This window comes from Synechococcus sp. CC9605 (assembly GCF_000012625.1).
Taxonomy (GTDB): Bacteria; Cyanobacteriota; Cyanobacteriia; order PCC-6307; family Cyanobiaceae; genus Parasynechococcus.
In genome coordinates, this window is sequence record NC_007516.1 from 2458108 (window position 1) to 2481847 (window position 23740).

Below are 23740 nucleotides of genomic sequence, written 5' to 3' on the forward strand. Positions count from 1 at the left end.
CACAGCCCACCAGCCGGCCCGCATAAGGTGCCGGCATGGGGATTCAGCGCCGTCACTTCCTCCAGCGAACGGGCGGCCTGGCCTTGGCCTACCTGATGCAAGCGCGCCCCGTTGAGGCAGCAGAGGAGGGGTTCTGCATCCCGAATGATCCACTCGAGGCCCTGATGGCGGGGAACCGCCGGTTTGCCGAGGCCTGGCGCCGAGGCAAACAAGAAGACGGAACGACGCTCCGAACGGCGGATCCCGACCTGCGCTGCTTCAACTCCCCCAGGGCGTTGGCCACCAGCCAACATCCCTGGGCCACCGTGCTCACCTGCTCTGATTCACGGGTATCGCCGAGCTGGGTGTTCGACACCACCCCTGGCGAGCTGTTCGTGATCCGCAACGCCGGCAACACCGCATTCACCGAAGCCATTGCCTCCATTGAGTACGGCGTCGGCGTTCTCAAGACTCCGCTGCTAGTGGTGATGGGTCACAGTGGCTGCGGAGCAGTCACGGCGGCGATGGACGTCAATCCGCTGACACCTTCCCTGGACCGGCTGATCCAGCCCATCCGGGAGAACATCAACGGCAGCAGCGATCTCGAGGACGCCGTGAAGCGCAACGCCCTCGCCAGCGCCTCAACCTTGATTCAACGCAGCACCGTTCTGGCCGATGCCAAAGCCAGCGGTGCGCTGAAACTGGTGGTGGGTTGTTTCCAACTCAGCAGCGGTGTTGTGAGATTGATCGAATGACGCACGACCTGAGTCATCTGAACCAGCAAGGCGAGGTTCACATGGTGGACGTGGGGGACCGTCTGGCCACCCACCGCGAAGCCCATGCCCGGGGCGCCATTCGCATGGACGCCACAACCCTCGGCCTGATCCAGCGGGGCGAGACACCAAAAGGAGATCTGCTGGCGGTCGCCCGAGTGGCAGCGATCCAGGCGGCCAAACGCACCTGGGAGCTGATTCCCCTGTGCCATCCCCTACCACTCAGTGGCATGGATGTGTCGATCGACGCCGACGCCTCCCTGCCTGGCCTGGTGGTCCACTGCCGTTGCCGCACCACGGGCCAGACCGGGGTGGAAATGGAAGCGATGACGGCCGTGTCCGTGGGGCTGCTGACCCTTTACGACATGCTCAAGGCGGTTGATCCAGCCATGACGATCGAGGCGATCCAGCTGGAGTTCAAGGAAGGAGGGCGGAACGGTGTCTGGAAACGCTGAGCCCTACGGACGCGAAGGGCTACCCCTCGAAGAGGCACGTCGACGGGTTCTTGCGGCGCTTCAGCAGATCACTGCCAGCCAAACAGTGCCGCTGCAGCAGGCCCTCGGCCTGGTGAGCGCTGCGGATGTGCTGGCCAGCGCGGCCGTTCCGGGGTTTCGGGCCTCGATCATGGACGGCTACGCCCTGGGGCAGAGCCACCAGCCCAAACCTGGGGACACCTGGCAACTGAAGGGACGCTCCGCTGCCGGCCAGCCCTTCAACGGAAACCTGGCCACCGGCGATGCGATCCGCATCCTCACCGGCGCTCCACTGCCGGATGATTGCGGCTGGGTGCTGCCCCAGGAACTGATCTCCGTTGACGGCACCAGCCTCCAGCTGGTGAAAGAGGCGTCGGATCGTCCCTGGATTCGCCCCGAGGATGAGGAATGCCGACCGGGAGACCTGCTGCTGGCCGCTGGACAGCGCCTCGGTGCCGCCGATCTCGCACGCCTTGCCAGCTGCGGCATCGCCGCCCTAACCGTTGCTAAGCAACCCCGCATCGGGCTGCTGATCAGCGGGGACGAGCTGGTGCCTCCTGGAACAGCGCGGCAACCCGGTGCCATCTGGGAGAGCAACGGCACGCTTCTGGAGACAATGCTCCGGGCCCTCGGGCAATCGGTGACCCAGCGACGGGTGGTGGCCGATCAACCCGACGCCCTGCGACAGGCCCTGCTGGATCTGGCCCATGACTGCGACGTGGTGGTGAGCACCGGCGGCGTCTCCGCCGGCGACACCGATTGGATCCGACCCCTGGTGGCGGAGCTGGGTGCTGTGGATTTCTGGAAACTGTTCCTACGCCCGGGGCGCCCCTTTGCCTTCGGCAGCATCGGTGAGGGCGTGCCGTTTTTTGGACTGCCGGGCAATCCCGTGGCGGCGGCGGTCACCGCCCTGCAACTGCTCTGGCCCGCCCTGCAGGTTCTTGAGGGCCAGAGCGAACCGGAGCTGTTCCCCCGGGTGATGGTGGAACTGGCCGACCCGTTGTCCCGCCGACCGGGACGGCCGGAATTGGCTCGGGCCCGCCTCGACACCAACGCCGCAGGAACGCTGCTGGCACGGGTGGATGGCTCGCAGGCCTCGTCCAGGATCGGTTCCCTGCAACAGGCCGATCTGCTGCTGGAACTGCCCGCGGATGCCGGCCCGCTCGAAAGCGGCACCCGTCTCTGGGCCCAGGTGATTCGTCAGCGGATTTTCTAAGCCGGATCAGGCTGAAAGCAGCGTCGCTCCCAGGCCATGAGCTGGCCCGATGAATCGAAATGAATGCTGATCTGCTGAAACAGGTCAGCGCCGAGACGGCAACCGATCTCGAGGCTGAAGGGCTCCCTGTGGAGCTCACTGGGCACCGAAAACACCAAGCCGTCGGGCATCACAGCTGAGCAGTCGTTGTACAACAGCTGGCTTGGATCGAACACCAGCGGAGCGGCGTCCTCAGCCTGGCCGTTCACCCCCGCCTGCGGCCTGAGCATCTGCCGCTCGCCACTCCATCCCTGCACCGTCGCCAGCAGGGCCTCGGGTGTCCCGCATGCGGGACGGTCGGGTTCGGGATCGGTGCTGTTCAAGCAACGGAAACCCACCGCCCCGACACGCTGCAAACGCCAGCCGCCATCAAGTGGTTCCCAGAGCAACACCAGCATCGAGCGGGAGCGACCGCAGAACATGTTGATCTCATGGCCGAAGCGGGGGCGATCGGGATCAAGCCCCAGGCTGGACTGACCGCCCGCCCCGGGAAACTGCCAGCAGCCACCACCGACGTTGTAGGTGGCCCGACTGATGGGATAAGTGGCCTGGCCCCCGGGGGCAAAGGCCAGACCCGATCCATCCCACACCCCGTGGTCGTCATCGGAAAAGGAAATCGCGTAGGTGGTGGGATCGATCCGACGGGTCGGATGCTGCTGATCCAACCGACCGCTGCTGTCCCGCTCAAACCAATGGCCGCAGCCCTGCCATTGGCCGGCGAAATTGCGGCGGTTGAGGGTCCATTGATCGGTCATGTCCGTGACGGCATGGAACGGTCGGTCTCCTTAGGGTCGCCCCAACAGCCATCCCCGCCATGGACCTGACGATCGTTGGCTGCGGCTATGTGGGGCTCGCCCTGGCGGAGCGGCTGCAACCAAAACGCCCCCAGCTGAAGCTGACGCTGACCACCACCAGCAGCGAACGGCTGGAGCAACTCAGCCCCCTCGCCGATCGGGTGGAACTGTGCGACGCCACAGACCCCGCGCAATTGCTGAACGCCCTGCAGCAAAGCACCAATGCCGTGTTCTGCCTCGGACCAAAGGGAGATCGCCAGGTGGATGCCAACGGCTACCGCCACACCTTCGTCGACAGCTTCCGCTGCTTGACGTCGCTGTTGCCACAACTGCCGAAACTGCGGCAGATCGTCTACACGGGCAGTTGCTCGGTGTACGGCGATGCAGAGGGGGACTGGGTGGATGAGCAAACATCGCCAGCACCAGGCCGCGGCCATGGCAATGTTCTGCTGGAAGGCGAAGAACTGCTCAGCGGCATCAGCGACAGGCGGGTGTGCATCCTGCGCCTCGGAGCGCTCTATGGCCCTGGCCGCGATCTCGATCGACGCCTGCGCGGGCTCGCCGGACTGGAACGCCCTGGCAGCGGAGCGACCTACAGCAACTGGCTGCATGTGGCGGATGCCGCCGGTGCCCTGGAAGCAGCTCTCGATGCTGAATGGGCCGGACTGGTGAATGTGGTCAACGACGAGCCGATTCGGCTGCGGGACCTGGTGGGGCGCAGCCTGCAGCGCCAGGGCCTGGCCCCTGTGCACTGGCTTGGGCAGAACGGACCGGGTTCAGGGGGCCGACGGATTCGCAACACCCGACTCAAACAGCTGGGCTACCAGCTGCAGCACCCGCGCCTTGATCAGAGCGGCGTGTTGGCAGCCAGCCAGGTGCCCTGACCCGCGCACCACTCCCGCTTCCAGAACGGGGCCTGGTGCTTGAGTTGCTCCAACAACGCGGCCGAGCAGCGCTGCGCCGCCCCACGACGATCGGCCTGCACCGCCACCAGCACGATCGGCTCACCGGGGGTGAGCTTACCCACCCGATGCAGCACCAAAAACGGCCCCGTCCGGTGCTCCTGCTGCAGGCGCTGCGCCATGGCCGTGATCTGACGTTCGCAAAGGCCGGGGAAGTGCTCCAGCTCCAATGCCTCCAAAGGCCGGCCATCCATGGTGGTGGGACGCACCCGACCAATAAAAATCGCCGCGGCCGCGGCATCCCCGCTCCAAAGCGCCAGCTGCTGCCAAGGATCAAAGGGATCCGGGCACACCTCCACACGGCAATCGGTCACGCTTCAACCCCCCGTGAACGGTGGAAGAAAGGCCAGCTCATCACCGGCCTGCAACGGCTGATTGGCACCAACCAACTCCTGGTTCACCGCAATGCTGATGCCCTCGAGCGGGCCAAGATCCAACTGGTTCCAGACCTCACGGGCCGTCGAGACGCCTGGCGTGAAAGGAAGGGAACGCTCGGCCCAACCGGCGCGTTCTCGCAGGGAAGCGAACAGCAGCACCTTCAGCACCACGTCCATGGCAGCTGGAGCGGTTCTAGCGTCAAAGGGTTCCGTCGCTGTGCCATGGGCCTGTCCATTGCCCTGCTCACCATCTCCGACTCACGCACCCTGGCGGACGACAGCAGCGGAGATCAGCTGCAGCGCAGCCTCGAAGACGCGGGGCATCACCTTCAGGAGCGACAACTCTGCCCGGATGATCGCTATCAGATCCGCCGTGAACTGAGCCGCTGGATCGCCGATCCTGAGGTTGATGTGGTGATCACCAGCGGCGGCACCGGTCTCACCGGCCGCGATGGCACCCCCGAAGCGGTGGCACCGCTGCTGGACAAAACAATCGAAGGATTCGGAGAACTGTTCCGCGTGCTCTCCTTCGAGAGCATCGGCACCAGCACCCTGCAAAGCCGCTGCCTTGCAGGCGTGGCCAACGGCACATTCGTGTTTGTGCTGCCGGGATCTCTTGATGCGGTGACCACCGCTTGGAACCGGCTCATCCGGGCTCAACTCGATACCGACACCCGACCGTGCAATCTGGCCCAGCTTCGGGCTCGCTTGAAGGAATAAAGCGGAATCGAGCGGAGCTGTTCAGAACGGAATCGGCATCGTGACCGCTGCAGGTGTGGGCCTGCAGGCTTCAACCTGATGATCAATCACCTCACCCACCACAACGATCGAGGGTGACTTGAAGGCCTCGGCTCGGCATTGATCGGCAATGTCAACCAAGCTGGCTTTGAGGCAGCGTTGCCCCGCCACCGTGCCCTGCTGGATCACCGCCACGGGGGTCGTCGCAGCCAAACCACCCGCCATCAGCTCTTCTGCGATCCGAGGCAAGTTGTGCAGCCCCATGTAGATCACCAATCCGTCACTGGCCGCAGCCAGAGCACGCCAATCCACGGAAGGACGGCGCTTGTCGATTTCCTCATGACCGGTGACGAAGGTCACCGATGATCCCGCTCGCCGGTGGGTAACGGGAATTCCGGCGTAGGCAGGGGCAGCAATGCCAGCGGTAACACCAGGCACCACCTGAACAGGAATATTCCGCTCCGCCAGGTATGCGGCTTCTTCCCCTCCACGTCCAAACAGGAAGGGATCACCCCCCTTCAAGCGCACCACCGTGCTGTGCTTCTGGGCCATTTCAACCAGCACGGCATTGGTGCTGGGTTGTGGCACCGAATGATGTCCGCGACGCTTGCCGACAAAACGGCGTTCGCAGGTAGCCGGCACAAGATCCAGCACTTCTTCGGGCACCAGCGAGTCGTACACCAGGGCATCGCAATGGCTCAGCAGCCGATGCGCCTTTAGCGTGAGCAACTCGGGATCGCCGGGACCAGCTCCCACCAGATAAACGGTTCCGGTTTGTTCAGCGGTGGTCACGGCAGAGAAACAAGCAGATCGATCAGGGCCTGGCGGGTAGGGGGATGCTCCAGCAGGGGAGGCAATCCACCAACTTCGCTCAACGCTTCTGTCATGCGGTTTGGGGCGAGGGTCAATGGGAGCGGCCGGGCGTGGGGATGGCGCTGCTGGAACTCGGGCCAGGCATCAAAGGGAACCAACGGCAAGGCCAGGCGAGACGCCAGCATCGCGAGGAAGCGATCCGCCACCCCCGGTCGAAGGGGATGGTGCACCAGCACGGCATCACAGCGTTCAGAAACCGAAAGTGCTGAGAGCACAGCGTTCCACCAGGTGATCCAGGAGCCCAGAAAGGGCAGCAAAGCCACGCTCGCCCTGGCTCCACGAAGCCTGTCGCGAATCGCCGGCACATCCATTCGGGCGTGCGCTCCAGGCAACAACAGCAAAGGAACAATCCATGAGGATCCGGGAAGAGCCGACATGGGCTGTTCAGCCGTCAGCACCTCCAACTGAACGGGCGCCGATCGCAACTGGGCCAGGAGATCCGGCAGGGAGGCCAAACACTCTGGAACAACGCCGCCACTGCGGCCATGCACCACCAGATGCAGCCCATGCCGTGCTTCATCTGAAGCGTCATTCCGTAGCAACGGCCACGGATCGATGACCATGTCAGCTGGTGTCATCGGATTGTTGTGAACGTTGAATGAGTCATGGCGCCCAGCCGTCGTTTTGATCGTGCCCCATTGGACAGCCGCTCTTACCGGGATCCGCTGGAAAGACGCATGGAGCGGTACAACGGGTACGACGTCCGAGACGACGGACACTGCAGGGGTAACGAACCCAGGTACGCCCGCGTCGACCGACGTTTCGACCGCACCGCCGGGCCGTCCGATCTGGACAAAGACTTTGCTGCAATGAAGCGCGTTTGGCAGATGATCCGGACCGGAGCGGTACGGATGGTTGGCGAAATTGGACGCCAATACTGAGCCAAGAGCCAATTGCCTTTTACGGCCCCGCGGAACCAGCAGACGTAGCCATTGTTACAAATTTGCGGGACCGAATCCTCTGAAAAAGGGCAACTTCAAAAATGTTCTCTTTGCTACAACCAAGGCTTCAGTCACGGTGTTTATTCATGAGAGACAACGTTCCACGTCTTTATGAAGCGTTGCTGGTCAACGGGCCATCACGATTGATTCGCTCCAATTTTTGAGGAATTAATCCACCTACGTCTCCATCGAATCATGACCATCAGCTCAGTCTCAAGGCCTTATCTCGACGGCAAAAAGCTCAACAAAATTGAGCAGAATAAAGCAGCTAAAGATGGCCTCTTGGTCGGCAGCGAGATCGAAAAATTCGCAGAACTCGGATGGGAACAGGTCGACGAAACCGACCTCCAGTTGCGGTTGAAGTGGTACGGGATGTTCTGGCGTCCGAAAACTCCAGGAAAATTTATGCTCCGACTGCGTGTTCCCAATGGGGCCTTAACCGCAGATCAGCTACGTGTCATCGGTTCAATTGTTGAACGTTATGGAGAGAACGGTAGTTGTGACATCACCACGCGTCAGAATTTACAGCTCAGAGGAGTGCTTTTAGACGACCTGCCTGAAATTCTCAAGCGACTGAAGGAAGCTGGTTTAAGCACAATTCAATCTGGTTTCGACAATCCACGTAACGTGACCGGAAATCCTATAGCAGGTATAGATCCATACGAAATCATTGACACTCGTCCCTACACACAAGAACTTCAAAATCACCTCACCAATAACAGCGAGGGAAATCCTGAGTACTCGAATCTTCCACGCAAGTGGAACACCGCTGTTGCCGGAGCCAAGGACAACTTCCTGCTCCACAACGACATCGTCTTCCACCCAGTAGAACGCGATGGGGTTATGGGGTTTGGAGTATGGATTGGTGGTGTTCTTTCATCCCAGATTAATGCTTATGCCATCCCACTGAATGCCTGGGTGAAACCCGAGGAAATCTGCAAAATGACTGACGCCGTTATCCGTCTCTGGCGAGACAATGGCGAAAGGGACAAACGTCCCAAGGGTCGCTTCCGTTTTTATTTAGATCAGGTTGGCCTCGATGAGTTCCGGAAAAAAGTCGAAGGTTTATTCGGGCCGCTTGTCTCAGATCCAGGTTCAGTTTTCGACTCCAGCCCACGCTCTCATTATGGAATTCACCCGCAAAAGCAGGAAGGGTTTTCCTATGCGGGTCTTCACGTACCAGTCGGGCGTCTTAAGGCCTCAGATCTCCAAGATTTAGCAACAGCTAGTCTTAATTACGGGAATGGTGAAGTACGGCTTACTGAAGAACAAAACGCAATAATAGTAGGCATAAGTAATGATAAAATTGAATCTTTTAAGTCAGATCCGCTACTTAAACGTTTTCCAATCGAGCCGAAAAACGTTTCAGCTGGCACTGTGTCTTGTACCGGAAATACATACTGCGGCTTTGCTCTCACTAACACCAAAGACACTGCACAAATGGTTGCAGAAAAACTAGATGCTGAGCTTAATCTTCCAAAGCACGTGAAAATCCAATGGACTGGTTGTCCAAATAACTGTGGTCAAGCAGATATGGGTTCAATTGGATTGACTGGGACAAAAGCTAAAAACAGTGAAGGAGTGATGGGCGAAGGCTACACAATGACTCTAGGAGGCTCCCAAGGACAGAATCCAAAACTCGGAGAAATCCATCAAAAAGCAATTCCCGCAGATGAAATCGAGGATGCTCTTAAAGCGGTGTTGATCGAAAAGTTTGGGGCCACCCCCAAGGCCTGACCACAGGTAAAGGCGTGACGCTTCCTTTTGAAGTCACGGCTCTATCGCAACGACCACCTCCTTTCATAGACATTGCCTATGACAACGATGTACCCACCTCATGTGTATATCGTCTCTGCGAAAGTGGTCGCGACGAGGCCCCGATCCTCTCTGGCATTACTTCAAACCGCTTCACCTGACTGAACACCTGATCAACCGCTTCAACGGTTGAAAACAACAACTTGTAAACCTTCACTCTTACCTGATGGACTACGTCCTTCCTAACGAGCTTGTCGACAGCATGATTGGTGCTGGCGCCAAAAAATCAACACTCAGCCCCAAACAACTGCTACTCCGTGGCTTTTACTCAGGATCAATCCTGGGTCTCGCTGTGATCCTTGCCCTTACCTGTGGCATTCTTACTAAACTCCCCTTTGTCGGTTCACTTTTATTCCCCTTCGGCTTCGCCAGCATCGTGCTGTTCGGCATGGAACTGGTTACAGGTAACTTCGCGCTTCTCCCAATGGCGTGTTGGGCTGGAAAAACCTCCTGGAAAGCAACATTCGTAAATTGGGGTTGGGTATGGCTTGGTAACTGGGCTGGCACAGCTGCAGTCGCGTTGTTCATGGCGCTAAGTCTTACAAGCGGCACCATGGATGCAGCTGCCGACAACATTGGCCCCCCAATTTGGGATCTTGTTGCGCAGAAAATTGTTGCACTTAACCAGATCAATGTTGAGAAGAAGTACGAAGCACTTGGAGGATTGGGCTTCTTCCTTGCTTTCCTTCGCGGCGTTATTGCCAATTGGCTGGTCTGCCTTGGGGTCACGATGGCGTCTGTAAGTAAAAGCGTCCCAGGTAAAATTATTGGTTGCTGGCTCCCGATCGTGGCATTCCAATCGATGGGTATGGAGCACATCGTTGTGAATCAGTTCCTGCACACCGCCGGTCCAATTCTTGGATCCGGAGTGTCGATGGGCAAGGTGTTTTTCTGGAATTTCCTGCCTGTGACCATCGGTAATATCGTGGGTGGAATGGTGTTCATCGGTGGAATGCTTTACGGCTCACATAAAACAAAAACATCAGCAACGTGACCGTGTGCTCTGCCACTAGTAAGGTGAAAAGCCGGAGCGAGAAATCGCGACCGAGCTATATGTTCAGTTAACTTCCATGAGTCTTGACGAAGCTGTTCTTTGGGAACAGCTCGCTAAATCAAAACGGGCTCCGCTTGAGCCCGCTTGGCTGGGGGAGGTTTACTCCCCCAGCCTTTCTATTGATTTGCGGAAAGCCCTCTGCGAAAAACTAGGCATGCATGCCGAGCGGGGCTGGCCCATCATTCTTGAACTCGTTTCCACCCATGGGGTTCAACCTGATTTGGTAATGGCATCAGGACTGTGTCATCAAAATGAAGCTCGCGATTGGCTTCTAAATCTACTGAGTCAACCATGTGAAAACGAATCGATCAATTTGGCTGTAGTCCAAGCACTCGGCTGCTGGGGAGCTGAAGTGCCCATTTCAGTGGTGATCAATTGCTTGCAGCATCCAGGCCAACTGTATCGACTAGCTGGTCTTCAACTGCTGAGTTTCCGGTCGCATTGCCTCGAAGACGATGAACTTTTACAGTTGTGTCATCACCTTCTGAATGATTTTCGTGATCTGGTTGTTGTCGAAACCATCCGTGTCTTGCAACGCCGCGATGGAGTTGTAATCAGTGAGGCTCTTTCAGATCTGTGCCAAAACGGGTCAAACGCGGTTGCCGAGGCCGCATTGCGTGCACTTGGATGTATTGCAACAACTGCAAGTCAGCGTTGTCTTCTAGAACTAAGTCAAAACCTTGATGACGAAAACCGTCGACTGCTTGCTAGCAAACAACTCAGTCAACAGTTTCGACAATAAAAAAGCCCAGCACATATGCTGAGCTTAGTTGATTCAGAACAAATGACGACTCACCACTTTTTGTAAGGTAAAAACTTCCCGCACATTGTAATTTTAACACGATCACCTTTTGGATCTTCTACTTTATCAACGTCGAGGGTAAAGTCGATAGCACTCATAATACCGTCGCCAAACTTCTCTTGGATAACATCCTTCATCGGCATTCCGTAAACTTCCATGATCTCATAGAAACGATAAATCAAAGGGTCTGTAGGTATAACAGGATCTAAACTCCCCTTAGTAGGGTATTCCTGAAGAGCCTCTGTGGTAGTCGAATCGAGAGATAAAATTTCAGCAAGTTTTTCAGCTTCTTCTTTCGAAGCCGTTGCCTGTCCATAGAACAGAGAAGCAATCCAGACTTCATCAAGCCCCATTGCAGCTTCCAAGTCAGCAAAAGTCATGCTTTTGGCTTTCTTAGCAGCCATTAAGGTGGAGGTAACACTCATAGTGAATTGAACAATTGTTTGAAGCCGCCGTAACAGTATTCCAAAAGGGAATGTCTAAGCGACACTAAAACTGTTACGCAGACGCAGGATTAATAATGAAGCATCAACTACAAAAATCGAACTCCGTTTCGAGGCGAGGAGAATATTAACAGGCAGGTTCTAGAATTGAAATTTTTCCAAAGATAGATGGCCATAAACAAATTTTCCTGTAGTTGCCAGACTTGCAGCAATCACAATTTTTCTCTAACCGCAAATTCCAATTATTGCTAGAGCGTATTTACCGCCTCGATGGAACACATCACCTATGATGTGAAAAGTATGACATGCTGGCAGTACTGTCTATACAAAGCACTGAGCTCATTGCAGCAACCACTACATCTAATGGGTCAGTCGCTCCTGAAAACTGCACACATCTTAATGCCGGACCTTTGACGAGCGCAGTTCTCTCCGGCCGCGAACGCTTTAAGCAGCACCTACGCAAGGTGGGAAGCGGGGAACACACCAGCAAAGGCATGAGTCGCGATGAGGCGGCTGACGCCATGGAGCTGATGCTGCAGGGCGAAGCGACCCCGGCACAGATCGGCGCCTTCCTGATTGCCCATCGCATCCGACGACCTGAACCCCAGGAACTCACGGGCATGCTCGACACCTACCGAGCCCATGGCCCGGTGCTGCAATCCACCGCTGACAGTCGAGCACCGTTGTGCTTCGGCATGCCCTACGACGGGCGCACGCGTACTGCACCGATTTACCCGCTCACCGCGCTGGTGCTGCTGGCCTGTGGTCAGCCGGTGGTTCTGCAGGGCGGTGACCGGATGCCTATCAAATACGGCGTCACCGCTGTTGATCTGTTCCGCCTTCTTGATCTCGACCTCACAGGTCTGCCGATCAGCGCCGTTGCAGACGGGTTCCAGCAGAACGGCTTCGCTCTGATTCACCAGCCGGATCACTTCCCCATTGCGGAAACCCTGATCGGCTACCGCGAGGAACTGGGCAAGCGTCCCCCGGTTGCCAGCCTGGAACTGCTCTGGACACCCCACCAAGGCGAGCACCTCCTTGTAAGTGGCTTTGTCCACCCACCAACAGAAGCCCGCGCCTGGGAAGCCCTGAAGCAAGCCGGCGAAACCGATGTTCTCACCGTGAAGGGGTTGGAGGGAGGCACCGACCTGCCCATCGGACGCGCCTGCATCACGGCCCGAGTGCGGAACGGCAAAGCGGAGCGGTTGATCCTGCACCCCCGTGACCACGGCTGTCACGACGCCGACGTGGAATGGGCTGACGACAACACCTGGGCCGATCAGGCACGCAACGCCCTGCAGAACAAAGGCCCTCTCTGCGACGCCCTGCGCTGGAACGCCGGCACTTATCTGTGGTTCTCCGGTTGCAGTGAATCCCTGGAGGAGGGCATTCAACGGGCAGCGTCGGTTCTGGAGACGGGCCAGGCCCAAGCCATGCTCGATCAACTCTGCACCTGGCGGAGCAGCTTAACCATCCGATAGCGCTCGAACGGAACGCCTCCGATCAGGATCGTTTCCGGCGCCTCCACCTCCCAGCCACGACGCTCGAGCAACGGTCGGCTGAACTGACTGGCCTCCGTTCGCAGTTGCCGAACACTGGACGCCAGCGCATCCGCCTCAATCTGGTTCAGAAGGGCACTGCCATGGCCCCGCCTCGATGCACAACCACGGCAGTAGAGCAGCGACAGGCGGTCTTCGGGATGCCGGATCGCAAACGCTGAACCATCGGTGGTCAACCATCCCGAGCCCTCCCGAAAACTTTCGTCGAGCACGCCGGGCAACCAGGCCAGAGCCGCCCAGGCCCTGACTTGTTCTTCTGAATACAGGAGGGGAGCCTGCGATTCGATCGCATCGGCATAGATCTCCCGCAACAGCGGTTGATCCTCCGGAGCGATCGGACGCAAAGCCATGGCAGCCGCCTGTGGGAATGTGAGTCTCTCCTGCGTGGCAGCAAGCTTGCAGCGTCCTCGGATTCCCACACTGCTCAGCGCGTTTCTCACGCTGCTCAACGACCGGCTCAGCGAAAGCATTGTTTTTCCGCTGTTGCCCTTTCTCCTGGCCCAGTTCGCCCCAGACGGGCGAACCCTGGGTCTGTTGGCCGGAAGCTATGCCCTGGCGCAGTTCCTGGTCACGCCCTTGATCGGAGCGCTCAGTGATCGCTTCGGCCGCCGCCCCGTGATCAGCATCTGCGTCGCAGGATCCGTCGTGGGGCTCGGCCTGTTTGCCGTGACGGTTTCACTGCCTTGGCCCCGCCAAAGCCTGCTGCCCCTGCTGTTGCTATTCACAGCACGGATCATTGACGGCATCAGTGGCGGTACGGCAGCAACAGCCAGCGCCGTGCTCGCCGACATCACTCCTCCCGACAAGCGAGCCCGTGCCTTTGGCTTGATCGGCGTGGCCTTTGGCTTGGGGTTCATCCTCGGCCCCTTCGTTGGCGGGCAACTGGCCCGGGTGGCCGTGTCCCTTCCCGTTTGGGTGGCGACAGGTTTCGCTGCACTCAACCTCTTGGTGGTGCTCAATCTGCTGCCGGAAACCCATCCCCAGGAGTCCCGCAAAAACCTGCCCAGAAAACGCGACCTCAATCCGTTTGCACGGCTGAGCCAGGTGCTGATGAACCCCAGCGTGGGGCGACTGTGCGGAGCTTTTTTCCTCTTCTTCCTGGCCTTCAACGGCTTCACCGCCATCCTGGTGCTCTATTTCAAGCAACACTTCGGCTGGGGCCCTGAGCTGGCCACCACCGCCTTCCTCGTGGTGGGGGTCGTCGCCACCGTGGTGCAAGGAGGGCTGATCGGGCCCCTGGTGAAACGGTTTGGTGAATGGCGTCTGACCTTGCTGGGCCTGGGCCTGGTGATCATTGGATGCCTGCTGATCCCCAGCGTCGGCGCATCCGATCGCGCCGGCGTCATCTTCACCGCCGTCGGCATCTTGGCCCTGGGCACCGGCTTGGTCACACCAAGCCTTCGCAGCCTGGTGTCACGGCGCCTGGGACGGGAGGGGCAAGGCAGCGCCCTCGGCAGCCTTCAGGCCCTGCAGAGTTTGGGCAGTTTTCTCGGCCCTCCCCTGGCGGGATTGAGCTACGACCTGCTGGGTCCAGTGAGCCCGTTTGCGGCTGCGGCAACCGTGCTGCTGATGGTGATCGGCCTGGTAGCCGGCAGCCCACTGCCGGACATCTCCGACACACAACCCAGCCAGTCCTGATTGCTACGTTTCGGCTAACGACACCAGCGCCAAGCCGTTCAGCCCATGTGCGCAGCAGCCTTAGCCCCGGAGCATTACATCAACCGGGAGCTGAGCTGGATCGCCTTCAACGAAAGGGTGCTGGCCCAGGCCCTGGATTCGCGCACACCTCTGCTCGATCAAGCCAAGTTCAGCGCCATCTTCAGCAACAACCTCGACGAATTCTTCATGGTTCGCGTGGCGTCACTGAAGTCTCAGGTGGAGGCGGGCGTCAGCAAGCCAAGTGAGGATGGCAAATCGCCCTTGGAACAACTGCTGGCGATCCGGGAACGGCTGATTCCCCTGCTGCGCGGGCAACAGGTGCATTACCGCCAGCACCTGAGGCCGAAGCTGCTGGAACACAAGGTTGAGCTGCTCGATTACAAACAGCTGAACGACGACCAACGCCAGTGGGTTGACGACACCTTCCAGAACTCGGTGTTTCCGGTGCTCACACCCCTGGCTGTGGACCCCGCCCATCCGTTTCCCTTCGTCAGCAACCTGAGCCTCAACGTTGCGGCCGTGGTTGTTGATCCGGAAACAGGGCAAAGGCAATTTGCCCGGGTCAAAGTTCCCCAGAAAAATCTGCCTCGCTTCATCGCCATCCCATCGAATCTTTGCGGCCAGGAGCACAAACCCGTTCACACCGCCATCGCCCTCGAGCAGGTGATCGCCTTCAACCTGAAAGAGCTGTTCCCTGGCATGACGATTGAGGGGCACTACTTCTTCCGCGTGACGCGGGATGCGGATCTGGAGCTGAGGGATCTGGAAGCCGATGACCTGATGCTGGCCCTTGAACAGGGACTGCGAAAGCGACGCATGGGCGGTGAGGTGGTGCGCCTCGAGGTGCCCAACGAAATGCCTCAGGACGTGGTGGAAATGCTGATGACAGGACTCAACGTTGAAGAGGAAGACCTCTACGTGATCGATGGCCCCCTGGGCCTGGACGACCTACTCAGCCTGACCGCACTACCGCTGCCGAAACTCAAGGCCCAAAGCCACGGAGGCCAGACACCGACGGTGCTTGCCCGCAGTCAGCAACACCTGCTGGACGAGGGAGCGATCAAGCCGGATGAGTTCAGATCGATCTTCTCGGTGATTCGCAGTCAGGACATTCTTCTGCACCATCCCTATGACCTCTTCTCGACAACCGTCGAAGAGTTCATCAACCAGGCAGCGGACGATCCCCAGGTGATGGGCATCAAGATGACGCTCTACCGCACCTCCAAAGACTCGCCGATCATTGCTGCACTGATCCGTGCCGCCGAAAACGGCAAGCAGGTGATGGCTTTGGTGGAATTGAAAGCACGATTTGACGAAGACAACAACATCCAATGGGCCCGGCATCTGGAACAGTCCGGAGTGCATGTGGTCTACGGGGTGCTGGGGCTAAAAACCCACACCAAGATTGTTCTGGTGGTGCGCAAGGAGAAGGATAAGCTTCAGAGCTACGTGCACATCGGCACGGGAAACTACAACTCCAAAACCTCCAAGCTCTACACCGACCTGGGCCTGCTCACCGCCAACCAGGAACTGGGTCAAGACCTGGTGGAACTGTTCAATTACCTCACCGGTTTTTCCAAGCAGCAAAGTTTTCGTCGCCTGCTCGTGGCCCCCGTAACCCTGCGGAAAGGGATGGAGCTGTTAATCCGCCGCGAAATTGAACATGCTCAGCAGGGCCAAGAGGCCGTGATCCGAGCCAAGATGAACTCCCTGGTGGACCCAACAATCATTGCGCTTCTTTATGAAGCGTCCCAAGCCGGAGTGTCGATCGAATTGATCATTCGCGGCATGTGCAGCCTCTATCCCGGTTGTGAAGGACTGAGTGAAAACATTCGGGTGATCAGCATCATCGGCCCGTTCCTGGAACACTCGAGAATCTTTTCGTTCGCCAACGGCGGATCACCGGAGGTGTACATCGGCAGTGCCGACTGGATGAGCCGCAACCTCGACCGCCGCATTGAAGCGGTCACACCGATCGAAGACCCCGAGCATCGCCAGAAACTGGAACGCCTGCTGCAGCTGTACTTGAATGACAACCAGGCTGCCTGGGACATGCTGAGCGACGGCACATTTGTGCAACGCAAACTCGAGAACGACGCCTCGAAATGCAATTCTCAGATTCAATTGGTCAAGGAATGGAGCGACGGCATCCAATCCTTGTAATTCTTTTGGTTTTCAAAGGGATTGCGTCTGTGATATCCGATACAACATTCCTTCAAAAACAAACTTGAGGCCGCCACGATCACAGCCAAATCAGTTGTTTTAAAAGCCCAAAGATTCAGCTCCTGAAATTCTTTCGATTCGAAACAGTCAACACTGTTGCCTGGTGCTAAGTTCAGCCCAAATTCATTCAGGAGACCAGGGTGATGGGGATCCCTCTGGAATCTTCCGCCACGACAAAACAGTCGTCCCGGAAAGAACCTGCGTTGCCGTCCACCGGACGTCGACCATCGACTCGACAAGGAGGGCGGCTTGCCACTGACTCCATTGGTTTTTATCTGAGCAGCATCGGACGCATTCCCTTGCTGACGGCAGCTGAAGAGATCGAACTTGCACACCATGTGCAAGCGATGAAGCAACTTCAGGAGCTACCGGAAGAGGAGCTGACCTCCCGGCATCGCCACAAGATCCGCATGGGCAAACGGGCCCGCGACAGGATGATGGCCGCCAACCTCCGCCTCGTGGTGAGCGTGGCGAAGAAATACCAGAACCAGGGCCTGGAGCTGCTTGATCTGGTTCAGGAAGGAGCCATCGGCCTCGAGCGAGCGGTCGACAAGTTCGACCCCGCGATGGGCTACAAATTCTCCACCTATGCCTATTGGTGGATTCGCCAAGGCATGACGCGGGCCATCGACAACAGCGCCCGGACCATTCGTCTGCCGATCCACATCAGTGAAAAGCTCTCCAAGATGCGTCGCATCTCACGGGAGCTGTCCCACCGATTCGGTCGTCAACCGAATCGGCTGGAACTGGCCAGCGCCATGGGCATCGAGCCCCGGGAACTGGAGGATCTGATCTCCCAGAGCGCACCTTGTGCATCCCTGGATGCCCACGCCCGTGGCGAAGAAGATCGCAGCACCCTTGGCGAATTGATCCCTGATCCCAACGGTGAAGAGCCGATGGAGGGGATGGATCGCAGCATCCAGAAGGAACATCTGGGCGGCTGGTTGTCGCAGCTGAACGAACGCGAGCAGAAGATTCTGAAGTTGCGGTTCGGTCTCGGCGGTGAAGAGCCTTTGACCCTTGCGGAGATCGGTCGTCAGATCAATGTGTCCCGTGAGCGCGTTCGACAGCTCGAGGCCAAGGCGATTCTCAAGCTGCGCGCCATGACCAACCACCAACAAGCCGCCTAAGCCACTTGCTCTCCTTCACCGGACCCATCGCCATCCTGATCTGGATGGCGATGGTGACAGCAGGCGCGGTGTTGTGTAGTCGCCTTCGACCGAACCAACGGGAACTGAGCCGAAAAATTGTGCATATCGGAACCGGAGCCGTGGTTCCTTTGGCCTGGTTCTTTCAAATTCCTTTTGTGGTTGCCCTGCCTGTAGCAGGGCTGATCACCTTTGTGACGGCGTTGAACCACCAATGGCGCTTCATCCCCGCCGTCGAGGATGTTGATCGCAACAGCTACGGCACCATCGCCTACGGCGTCGCGATCACAACACTGCTTTGGCTGTTCTGGCCAAGCCGAGCCGATGCGGTGTCCGCCGGGGTTCTGGTGATGGCACTGGGGGATGGCCTCGCAGGGTTGATCGGCCGAAACGTCGATTCCCCGAAATGGGTTCTGTTTGGTCAGACCAAATCAAGCGTCGGCACGATCACCATGGCCGTTGTCTCAAGCCTGGTGCTGATCGGCCTGGCGCAGTGGTCGGGGGCTGACCTTTCGCTGCCGGCAGCCCTTGGCATGGTGGCCATGGCAACCGGGCTGGAACAGCTCAGCTGGGGCGGTCTCGACAACCTCAGCGTTCCCCTCAGCGTGGGGGTGCTGTGGAGTCAACTGGTGGTTTGAACCAAGGCGTTGATGGTCATGCGGTGACCGTCTGTTTGCGACTGGCCACGGCCGCGGCCAGATCCTCCAGCAAGGTTTCGGTGGTCTCGAGGCTGATGCAGGCATCCGTGACGCTCTGGCCATAGGTCAGCTGCGTCAGGTCGGCGTTGAGCTTCTGGTTGCCTTCCACCAGATGGCTCTCAATCATCACGCCCATCACGTGGTTGGAGCCCCCTCGCAACTGCTCAGCAACGCTGGCCAGCACGTCTGCCTGTCGACGGAAGTCTTTGTTGCTGTTGGCATGGCTGCAATCCACCATCAGTCGATCCTGCAGACCGGCCTGGCTCAACTCGGCTGCGGCTTCCTGCACAGCCTCCAGGTGGTAATTGCTGCCCTGGCTGCCGCCCCGCAGCACGAGGTGGCCGTAGGGGTTGCCCGTGGTGCTAACGATCGAAGCATGCCCATCGCGATTGATTCCGAGGAAGTGATGTGGCTTCCCCGCTGCCTGCATGGCATTGATCGCGATGGTGGCGCTGCCGTTGGTGCTGTTCTTGTAGCCGATCGGCATCGACAGCCCTGAGGCCATTTCGCGGTGGGTCTGACTTTCCGTCGTCCTGGCGCCAATCGCAGTCCAGCTGATCAAATCAGCGATGTACTGGGGAACCACGGGATCGAGCAGTTCCGTTGCAGCAGGCATCCCCTCCCGGGCGAGATCCAACAGCAGTCCTCGGGCTCGCCGCAGACCGGTGTTGATGTCGTAGGAGTTATCGAGGTGGGGGTCATTGATAAGTCCCTTCCAACCAACCGTGGTGCGCGGCTTCTCGAAATACACCCGCATCACCACCTCGAGCTGATCCTTCAAGCGCTCGCGGATCGGAGCCAGGCGCTGGGCGTACTCCCGGGCAGCTTTGACGTCGTGAACAGAGCAAGGGCCCACCACCACCAGCAAGCGCTGATCACGGCCACTGAGAAAGTCTTGAATGCGTCGGCGAGCTGACGCCACGGTCTCGAGCGCCGCCGCGTCCATGGGCAGTTCCTGATGCAACACAGCAGGGGCCACCAGGGGACGTGTCTCCACCACATGCAAATCGGAGGTGGTGGCCATGACTGGACGCGAGACTCCGACCAAGGCTACGCACCCCGCTCACTGGCAACAGACACGGTCCGGAAGAATGGTGGTCATCCCTGCACAGAGAACTCCATGCTGAGCGCTTACCGCGAGCTGGCCGCCGCCCGGGAAGCCCAGGGCGTTCCCGCTCTTCCGCTCAACGCCGAGCAGACCCAGGGACTGACCGAGCTGCTGCAGAACCCTCCCGCCGGCGAGGAGGAGTTCCTGGTGCACCTACTCAGCGAACGGATCCCCCCTGGTGTGGATGAAGCGGCTTATGTGAAAGCCACCTGGCTCAGTGCCGTGGCTCAGGGAGACGCCAAGAGCCCCCTGGTCTCACCACTGGACGCCACCCGCCTGCTGGGAACGATGGTGGGGGGATACAACGTCGCCGCCCTGATCGAGCTGCTAAAGCACTCCGACGCTGCGCTGGCGGGCTGTGCTGCTGAGGAACTCAGCCGAACGCTGCTCGTGTACGACGCGTTCAACGAAGTGATGGATCTGGCGGCGGACAACCGCTTTGCCAAGCAGGTTGTGGACAGCTGGGCCGCGGCCGAGTGGTTCACCGCCAAGCCCGAACTTTCCAACAGCATCACCGTGACGGTGTTCAAGGTTGAAGGCGAAACCAACACGGACGATCTGTCGCCGGCCACCCATGCCACTACCCGGCCGGACATCCCCGTCCATGCCCTAGCGATGCTCGAGACCAGGGACCCAGAGGGCCTGAAGACCATCGCAAGCCTGAAGGAGAAAGGCCATCCCGTGGCCTACGTCGGTGATGTGGTGGGAACCGGCAGCTCCCGCAAGAGCGCCATCAATTCGGTGCTCTGGCACACCGGCAATGACATTCCCCATGTGCCCAACAAACGGGCAGGCGGCGTGATCCTTGGCGGCAAGATCGCCCCGATCTTTTTCAACACCGCTGAAGACTCGGGTGCTCTGCCGATCGAATGCAATGTCACCGACCTGAACACCGGGGATGTGATCACCATTCGCCCCCACGCCGGCACGATCGAACGGGACGGCAAGGTGGTGAGTCGGTTCGAGCTGAAGCCCACCACGATCAGCGACGAGGTGCGGGCTGGCGGTCGCATCCCCCTGATGATCGGCCGCGCCCTCACCGACAAGGTGCGCGCCAAGCTTGGCCTCAGCCCTTCGGATCTGTTCATCCGCCCCTCAGCGCCGGCAGACACCGGCAAGGGTTTCACCCTGGCGCAGAAGATGGTGGGCAAGGCCTGCGGTCTCGCTGGCGTCCGACCCGGCACCAGCTGCGAACCGTTGATGACCACCGTCGGCTCCCAGGACACCACCGGCCCGATGACGCGGGACGAAATGAAGGAACTGGCCTGCCTGGGCTTCTCCTCCGACCTGGTGATGCAGAGCTTCTGTCACACCGCCGCTTATCCGAAGCCGGTGGATCTGCAGACCCAGAACGAACTGCCCGACTTCTTCGCCCAGCGGGGTGGCGTGGCCCTTCGACCCGGTGACGGCATCATCCACAGCTGGCTGAACCGGATGCTTCTGCCCGACACCGTCGGCACCGGCGGCGACAGCCACACCCGTTTCCCCCTAGGCATTTCCTTCCCAGGCGGCTCTGGGGTGGTGGCCTTTGCGGCCGCCATCGGCGCCATGCCACTCGACATGCCTGAATCGGTGCTGGTGCGCTTCAGCGGATCCCTGCAACCGGGCGTCACGCTCCGGGACGTGGTGAACGCCATCCCCTGGGTGGCCATCCAGCGGGGACTGCTCACCGTTGAAAAGGCCAACAAGAAGAACCTGTTCAACGGCCGGATTATGGAGATCGAAGGTCTGCCCGACCTGAAGCTGGAACAGGCCTTCGAACTCACCGATGCCAGCGCCGAACGCTCCTGCGCCGGCTGCACGATCAAGCTCTCCGAAGACACGGTGAGCGAATACCTGCGCAGCAACGTGGCGCTGCTCAAAAACATGATCGCCCGCGGCTACAGCGATGCCCGCACCCTGGCCCGCCGGATCAAGGAGATGGAGGCCTGGCTGGCGAACCCGCAGCTGATGAGCGCTGACGCAGATGCTGAATACGCGGAAGTGCTGGAGATCAACCTCGACGAGCTCACCGAACCGGTGGTGGCCTGCCCCAACGACCCCGACAACGTGAAGCTGCTCAGCGAAGTGGCTGGTGACCCGGTGCAGGAGGTGTTCATCGGCTCCTGCATGACCAACATCGGCCATTACCGCGCCGCGGCCAAGGTGCTTGAAGGCGCCGGCCAGAACACAGCGCGCCTCTGGGTCTGCCCCCCAACACGGATGGACGAAGAGACCCTGAAAGAGGAGGGCTACTACGCCACCTTCGAAGCCGCTGGGTCCCGCATGGAGATGCCGGGTTGCTCCCTCTGCATGGGCAACCAGGCCCGCGTGGAGGACAACACCACCGTTTTCTCCACCAGCACCCGCAACTTCAACAACCGCCTGGGCAAAGGGGCTCAGGTGTACCTGGGCAGCGCCGAACTGGCCGCCGTCTGCGCCCAGCTAGGACGCATCCCCACCCCGGAGGAATACCGCAGCATTGCGGCCGAAAAGATCGATCCCCTCTCCGATGAGCTCTACCGCTACCTGAACTTCGATCAGATCAGCGGCTTTGAAGACCAGGGGCGCGTGGTCAGTGCTGACGACGAAGCAACCGTTCTGGCTCAGGCCTGACCCCAGATCACTTCATCTGTGCAATCCATTAGCGAACCCAAACAACGACGCCACCTCCTGGGCTCCGGCCGGAGCATCAGGAGTTTGTTGGAACGCCGCTGGCTGGTGGTGGTTCTGGCTCTGGCGCTCACTGGCCTTGGAGCTGCCATCACCGGCCTGCTGTTCACCAGCGGCATCAACCTGCTGCGGGATTGGCGGCTCGATCTGCTCGACGAGTTTCCAGCCTGGGTGGTGCTCCCCTCCCTCGGCGCCATCGGCGGGATGGTCTCGGCCTGGTTGATCACCAACCTCTCTCCAGCCGCTGGCGGAGCCGGAATCACCCACATCATGGGATTCCTGCGCCACCGGTCAGTTCCGATGGGGCTTCGGGTGGGCCTGGTGAAACTGGTGGCGGGCATCATTGCCATCGGCTCGGGCTTCCCCCTGGGCCCGGAAGGCCCCGCCGTTCAGATGGGCGGCTCCGTGGCCTGGCAGATGTCACGCTGGCTGCGGGCACCGGTGGCCTTTCGCAGGGTGATTGTGGCCGCCGGTGGTGGTGCCGGCATTGCCGCCGTGTTCAGCGCTCCCATCGGTGGATTCATCTACGCGATCGAGGAGCTGCTCCACTCCGCCAGGCCCGTGGTGCTACTGCTGGTGATCATCACCACCTTCTCGGCCGACACCCTGGCGGATGTGCTCGGATTTCTCGGCCTCAACCCCGGGGGCGGCGGACTCAACAGCACCATCGGGTTTCAACTGGAACGGGAGTACACCCCCCTGGTGCGCTTCCTGCCGGTGGATCTGCTGTATCTCGTGGCTCTGGGTGTGGTGATCGGTGTGCTGGCGGAGCTTTACACCCGCTACGTGCTCACCATGCAGCGGCAGGGCAGCCGTTGGTTCGGAGACCGACTGATCCTGCGCATGACCGTGAGCGGGCTCGTGCTGGGCTGCGTCTATGCGGCCCTGCCTGATGCCTTCCACAACCCCAGTGAACTGAAGCACCTGATAGGAGCCGGGAAAGCCGACATCAGCCTTGCCCTTGCCAGCTTTGTGGTGCTCTTCTTCAGCACAGGCCTGGCGGCGGGCTCGGGAGCACCAGGGGGGCTGTTCATGCCGATGCTGACGCTCGGAGGGGCCATTGGCCTGGCCGGTGGATTTGGCGTGGAGGCCCTCACCGGCCATGTGCCCACCACTTATGTGTTCGCGGGGATGGGCGCCTTCGTCGCCGGCTGTTCCCGCACGCCGATCTCGGCCATGTTCCTGGCCTTTGCCCTCACCAAGGATCTGCTGATCCTCAAACCGATCCTGGTGGCCTGCCTCACCAGCTTCGTGATCGCCCGACTGTTCCATCCCCACTCGATCTACGAACGTCAGATGGGCATGGAACTCGACGCTGAAGATCGGATGGCGATGAAGCTCAACCACTACAGACGTCCGTTCACGCCGCCAACCCCGCCATCAGGCCCAACAGGAGACCCCAGCTGAACCAGGA

The 23740-nt window shown here is 59.6% G+C and carries 23 protein-coding genes; 15 read left to right on the plus strand and 8 right to left on the minus strand.

Features of this window, described 5'->3' with window-relative positions; translation table 11 throughout:
- The first annotated feature begins 35 nt into the window (after positions 1 to 35).
- From SYNCC9605_RS13145 to SYNCC9605_RS13155, 3 genes are read left to right on the plus strand one after another with little or no spacing between them, the layout of a single operon-like run.
- On the plus strand, positions 36 to 734 hold the full coding sequence (locus SYNCC9605_RS13145) for a carbonic anhydrase (RefSeq protein WP_011365567.1): 699 nt from the start codon (positions 36 to 38) through the stop codon (positions 732 to 734).
- Positions 731 to 1207 (plus strand): cyclic pyranopterin monophosphate synthase MoaC, encoded by a 477-nt coding sequence (gene moaC / locus SYNCC9605_RS13150; RefSeq protein ID WP_011365568.1) that lies wholly within the window; start codon positions 731 to 733, stop codon positions 1205 to 1207. Before SYNCC9605_RS13145 ends, moaC begins: the two co-directional genes overlap by 4 nt.
- On the plus strand, positions 1191 to 2441 hold the full coding sequence (locus SYNCC9605_RS13155; protein ID WP_011365569.1) for a molybdopterin molybdotransferase MoeA: 1251 nt from the start codon (positions 1191 to 1193) through the stop codon (positions 2439 to 2441). Before moaC ends, SYNCC9605_RS13155 begins: the two co-directional genes overlap by 17 nt.
- On the opposite strand, the gene SYNCC9605_RS13160 is transcribed toward SYNCC9605_RS13155, so the two are convergent.
- A complete protein-coding gene (locus SYNCC9605_RS13160; protein ID WP_011365570.1) occupies positions 2438 to 3235 on the minus strand; it encodes a DUF3598 family protein in 798 nt (265 codons plus the stop codon). The two genes, SYNCC9605_RS13155 and SYNCC9605_RS13160, sit on opposite strands and share 4 nt — an antisense overlap.
- Positions 3236 to 3294: 59 nt before the next feature.
- Between SYNCC9605_RS13160 and SYNCC9605_RS13165 the strand changes: the two genes are divergently transcribed.
- On the plus strand, positions 3295 to 4158 hold the full coding sequence (locus SYNCC9605_RS13165) for an NAD-dependent epimerase/dehydratase family protein (RefSeq protein WP_011365571.1): 864 nt from the start codon (positions 3295 to 3297) through the stop codon (positions 4156 to 4158).
- Here the strand turns inward: SYNCC9605_RS13165 and SYNCC9605_RS13170 are convergent.
- Positions 4122 to 4550 (minus strand): molybdopterin synthase catalytic subunit, encoded by a 429-nt coding sequence (locus SYNCC9605_RS13170; RefSeq protein ID WP_011365572.1) that lies wholly within the window; start codon positions 4548 to 4550, stop codon positions 4122 to 4124. The two genes, SYNCC9605_RS13165 and SYNCC9605_RS13170, sit on opposite strands and share 37 nt — an antisense overlap.
- A gap of 3 nt (positions 4551 to 4553) precedes the next feature.
- Entirely contained in the window at positions 4554 to 4790 is a 237-nt protein-coding gene (locus tag SYNCC9605_RS13175) for a MoaD/ThiS family protein (RefSeq protein WP_041435330.1), read from the minus strand.
- Positions 4791 to 4835: 45 nt separating this feature from the next.
- On the opposite strand from SYNCC9605_RS13175, the gene moaB reads away from it, so the two are divergent.
- On the plus strand, positions 4836 to 5333 hold the full coding sequence (moaB, locus tag SYNCC9605_RS13180; protein WP_011365573.1) for a molybdenum cofactor biosynthesis protein B: 498 nt from the start codon (positions 4836 to 4838) through the stop codon (positions 5331 to 5333).
- 21 nt (positions 5334 to 5354) lie between these two features.
- Here the strand turns inward: moaB and cobA are convergent, their stop codons facing one another.
- Complete coding sequence (gene cobA / locus SYNCC9605_RS13185) at positions 5355 to 6143, minus strand: uroporphyrinogen-III C-methyltransferase (RefSeq protein ID WP_011365574.1); 789 nt, start codon at positions 6141 to 6143, stop codon at positions 5355 to 5357.
- Entirely contained in the window at positions 6140 to 6787 is a 648-nt protein-coding gene (locus tag SYNCC9605_RS13190; RefSeq protein WP_257929609.1) for a DNA mismatch repair protein MutS, read from the minus strand. The genes cobA and SYNCC9605_RS13190 overlap by 4 nt, the downstream gene beginning before the upstream one ends.
- Positions 6788 to 7360: 573 nt before the next feature.
- Between SYNCC9605_RS13190 and SYNCC9605_RS13200 the strand changes: the two genes are divergently transcribed.
- From SYNCC9605_RS13200 to SYNCC9605_RS13210, 3 genes are all read left to right on the plus strand, one after another.
- Positions 7361 to 8902: a ferredoxin--nitrite reductase gene (locus tag SYNCC9605_RS13200; RefSeq protein WP_011365576.1), complete on the plus strand. Its 1542-nt coding sequence runs from the start codon at positions 7361 to 7363 to the stop codon at positions 8900 to 8902.
- 244 nt (positions 8903 to 9146) lie between these two features.
- Positions 9147 to 9974, plus strand: a complete 828-nt coding sequence (locus SYNCC9605_RS13205) for a formate/nitrite transporter family protein (protein ID WP_011365577.1) — start codon at positions 9147 to 9149, stop codon at positions 9972 to 9974.
- A 76-nt stretch (positions 9975 to 10050) separates the two neighbouring features.
- On the plus strand, positions 10051 to 10776 hold the full coding sequence (locus SYNCC9605_RS13210) for a HEAT repeat domain-containing protein (protein WP_011365578.1): 726 nt from the start codon (positions 10051 to 10053) through the stop codon (positions 10774 to 10776).
- Positions 10777 to 10826: 50 nt separating this feature from the next.
- Here SYNCC9605_RS13210 and cynS read toward each other — a convergent pair whose 3' ends face one another.
- On the minus strand, positions 10827 to 11261 hold the full coding sequence (gene cynS / locus SYNCC9605_RS13215) for a cyanase (protein WP_011365579.1): 435 nt from the start codon (positions 11259 to 11261) through the stop codon (positions 10827 to 10829).
- Positions 11262 to 11689: 428 nt separating this feature from the next.
- Between cynS and SYNCC9605_RS13220 the strand changes: the two genes are divergently transcribed.
- Positions 11690 to 12760, plus strand: a complete 1071-nt coding sequence (locus SYNCC9605_RS13220; RefSeq protein WP_011365580.1) for an anthranilate phosphoribosyltransferase family protein — start codon at positions 11690 to 11692, stop codon at positions 12758 to 12760.
- On the opposite strand, the gene SYNCC9605_RS13225 is transcribed toward SYNCC9605_RS13220, so the two are convergent.
- Entirely contained in the window at positions 12721 to 13188 is a 468-nt protein-coding gene (locus SYNCC9605_RS13225) for a GNAT family N-acetyltransferase (RefSeq protein WP_011365581.1), read from the minus strand. The genes SYNCC9605_RS13220 and SYNCC9605_RS13225 overlap by 40 nt on opposite strands.
- Here SYNCC9605_RS13225 and SYNCC9605_RS13230 point away from each other — a divergent pair.
- The 4 genes from SYNCC9605_RS13230 (at position 13187) to SYNCC9605_RS13245 (ending at position 18506) form a co-directional block, all read left to right on the plus strand.
- Complete coding sequence (locus SYNCC9605_RS13230) at positions 13187 to 14476, plus strand: MFS transporter (protein ID WP_049749508.1); 1290 nt, start codon at positions 13187 to 13189, stop codon at positions 14474 to 14476. The two genes, SYNCC9605_RS13225 and SYNCC9605_RS13230, sit on opposite strands and share 2 nt — an antisense overlap.
- 45 nt (positions 14477 to 14521) lie before the next feature.
- Positions 14522 to 16660 carry a polyphosphate kinase 1 gene (gene ppk1 / locus SYNCC9605_RS13235; RefSeq protein ID WP_011365583.1) on the plus strand — a complete coding sequence of 713 codons (2139 nt, stop codon included), beginning with the start codon at positions 14522 to 14524 and terminating at the stop codon, positions 16658 to 16660.
- Positions 16661 to 16863: 203 nt separating this feature from the next.
- Positions 16864 to 17850, plus strand: a complete 987-nt coding sequence (locus SYNCC9605_RS13240) for an RpoD/SigA family RNA polymerase sigma factor (protein ID WP_011365584.1) — start codon at positions 16864 to 16866, stop codon at positions 17848 to 17850.
- 5 nt (positions 17851 to 17855) lie between these two features.
- A complete protein-coding gene (locus SYNCC9605_RS13245) occupies positions 17856 to 18506 on the plus strand; it encodes a diacylglycerol/polyprenol kinase family protein (protein ID WP_041435334.1) in 651 nt (216 codons plus the stop codon).
- 16 nt (positions 18507 to 18522) lie between these two features.
- Here SYNCC9605_RS13245 and SYNCC9605_RS13250 read toward each other — a convergent pair whose 3' ends face one another.
- A complete protein-coding gene (locus SYNCC9605_RS13250; protein WP_011365586.1) occupies positions 18523 to 19590 on the minus strand; it encodes a 3-deoxy-7-phosphoheptulonate synthase in 1068 nt (355 codons plus the stop codon).
- A gap of 96 nt (positions 19591 to 19686) precedes the next feature.
- Here SYNCC9605_RS13250 and acnB point away from each other — a divergent pair, with 96 nt between their 5' ends.
- Together acnB and SYNCC9605_RS13260 are read left to right on the plus strand one after the other, a co-directional pair.
- Positions 19687 to 22269 carry a bifunctional aconitate hydratase 2/2-methylisocitrate dehydratase gene (gene acnB, locus SYNCC9605_RS13255; protein WP_011365587.1) on the plus strand — a complete coding sequence of 861 codons (2583 nt, stop codon included), beginning with the start codon at positions 19687 to 19689 and terminating at the stop codon, positions 22267 to 22269.
- A gap of 18 nt (positions 22270 to 22287) precedes the next feature.
- Positions 22288 to 23733: a ClC family H(+)/Cl(-) exchange transporter gene (locus SYNCC9605_RS13260; RefSeq protein ID WP_011365588.1), complete on the plus strand. Its 1446-nt coding sequence runs from the start codon at positions 22288 to 22290 to the stop codon at positions 23731 to 23733.
- The last annotated feature ends 7 nt before the right edge of the window (positions 23734 to 23740 follow it).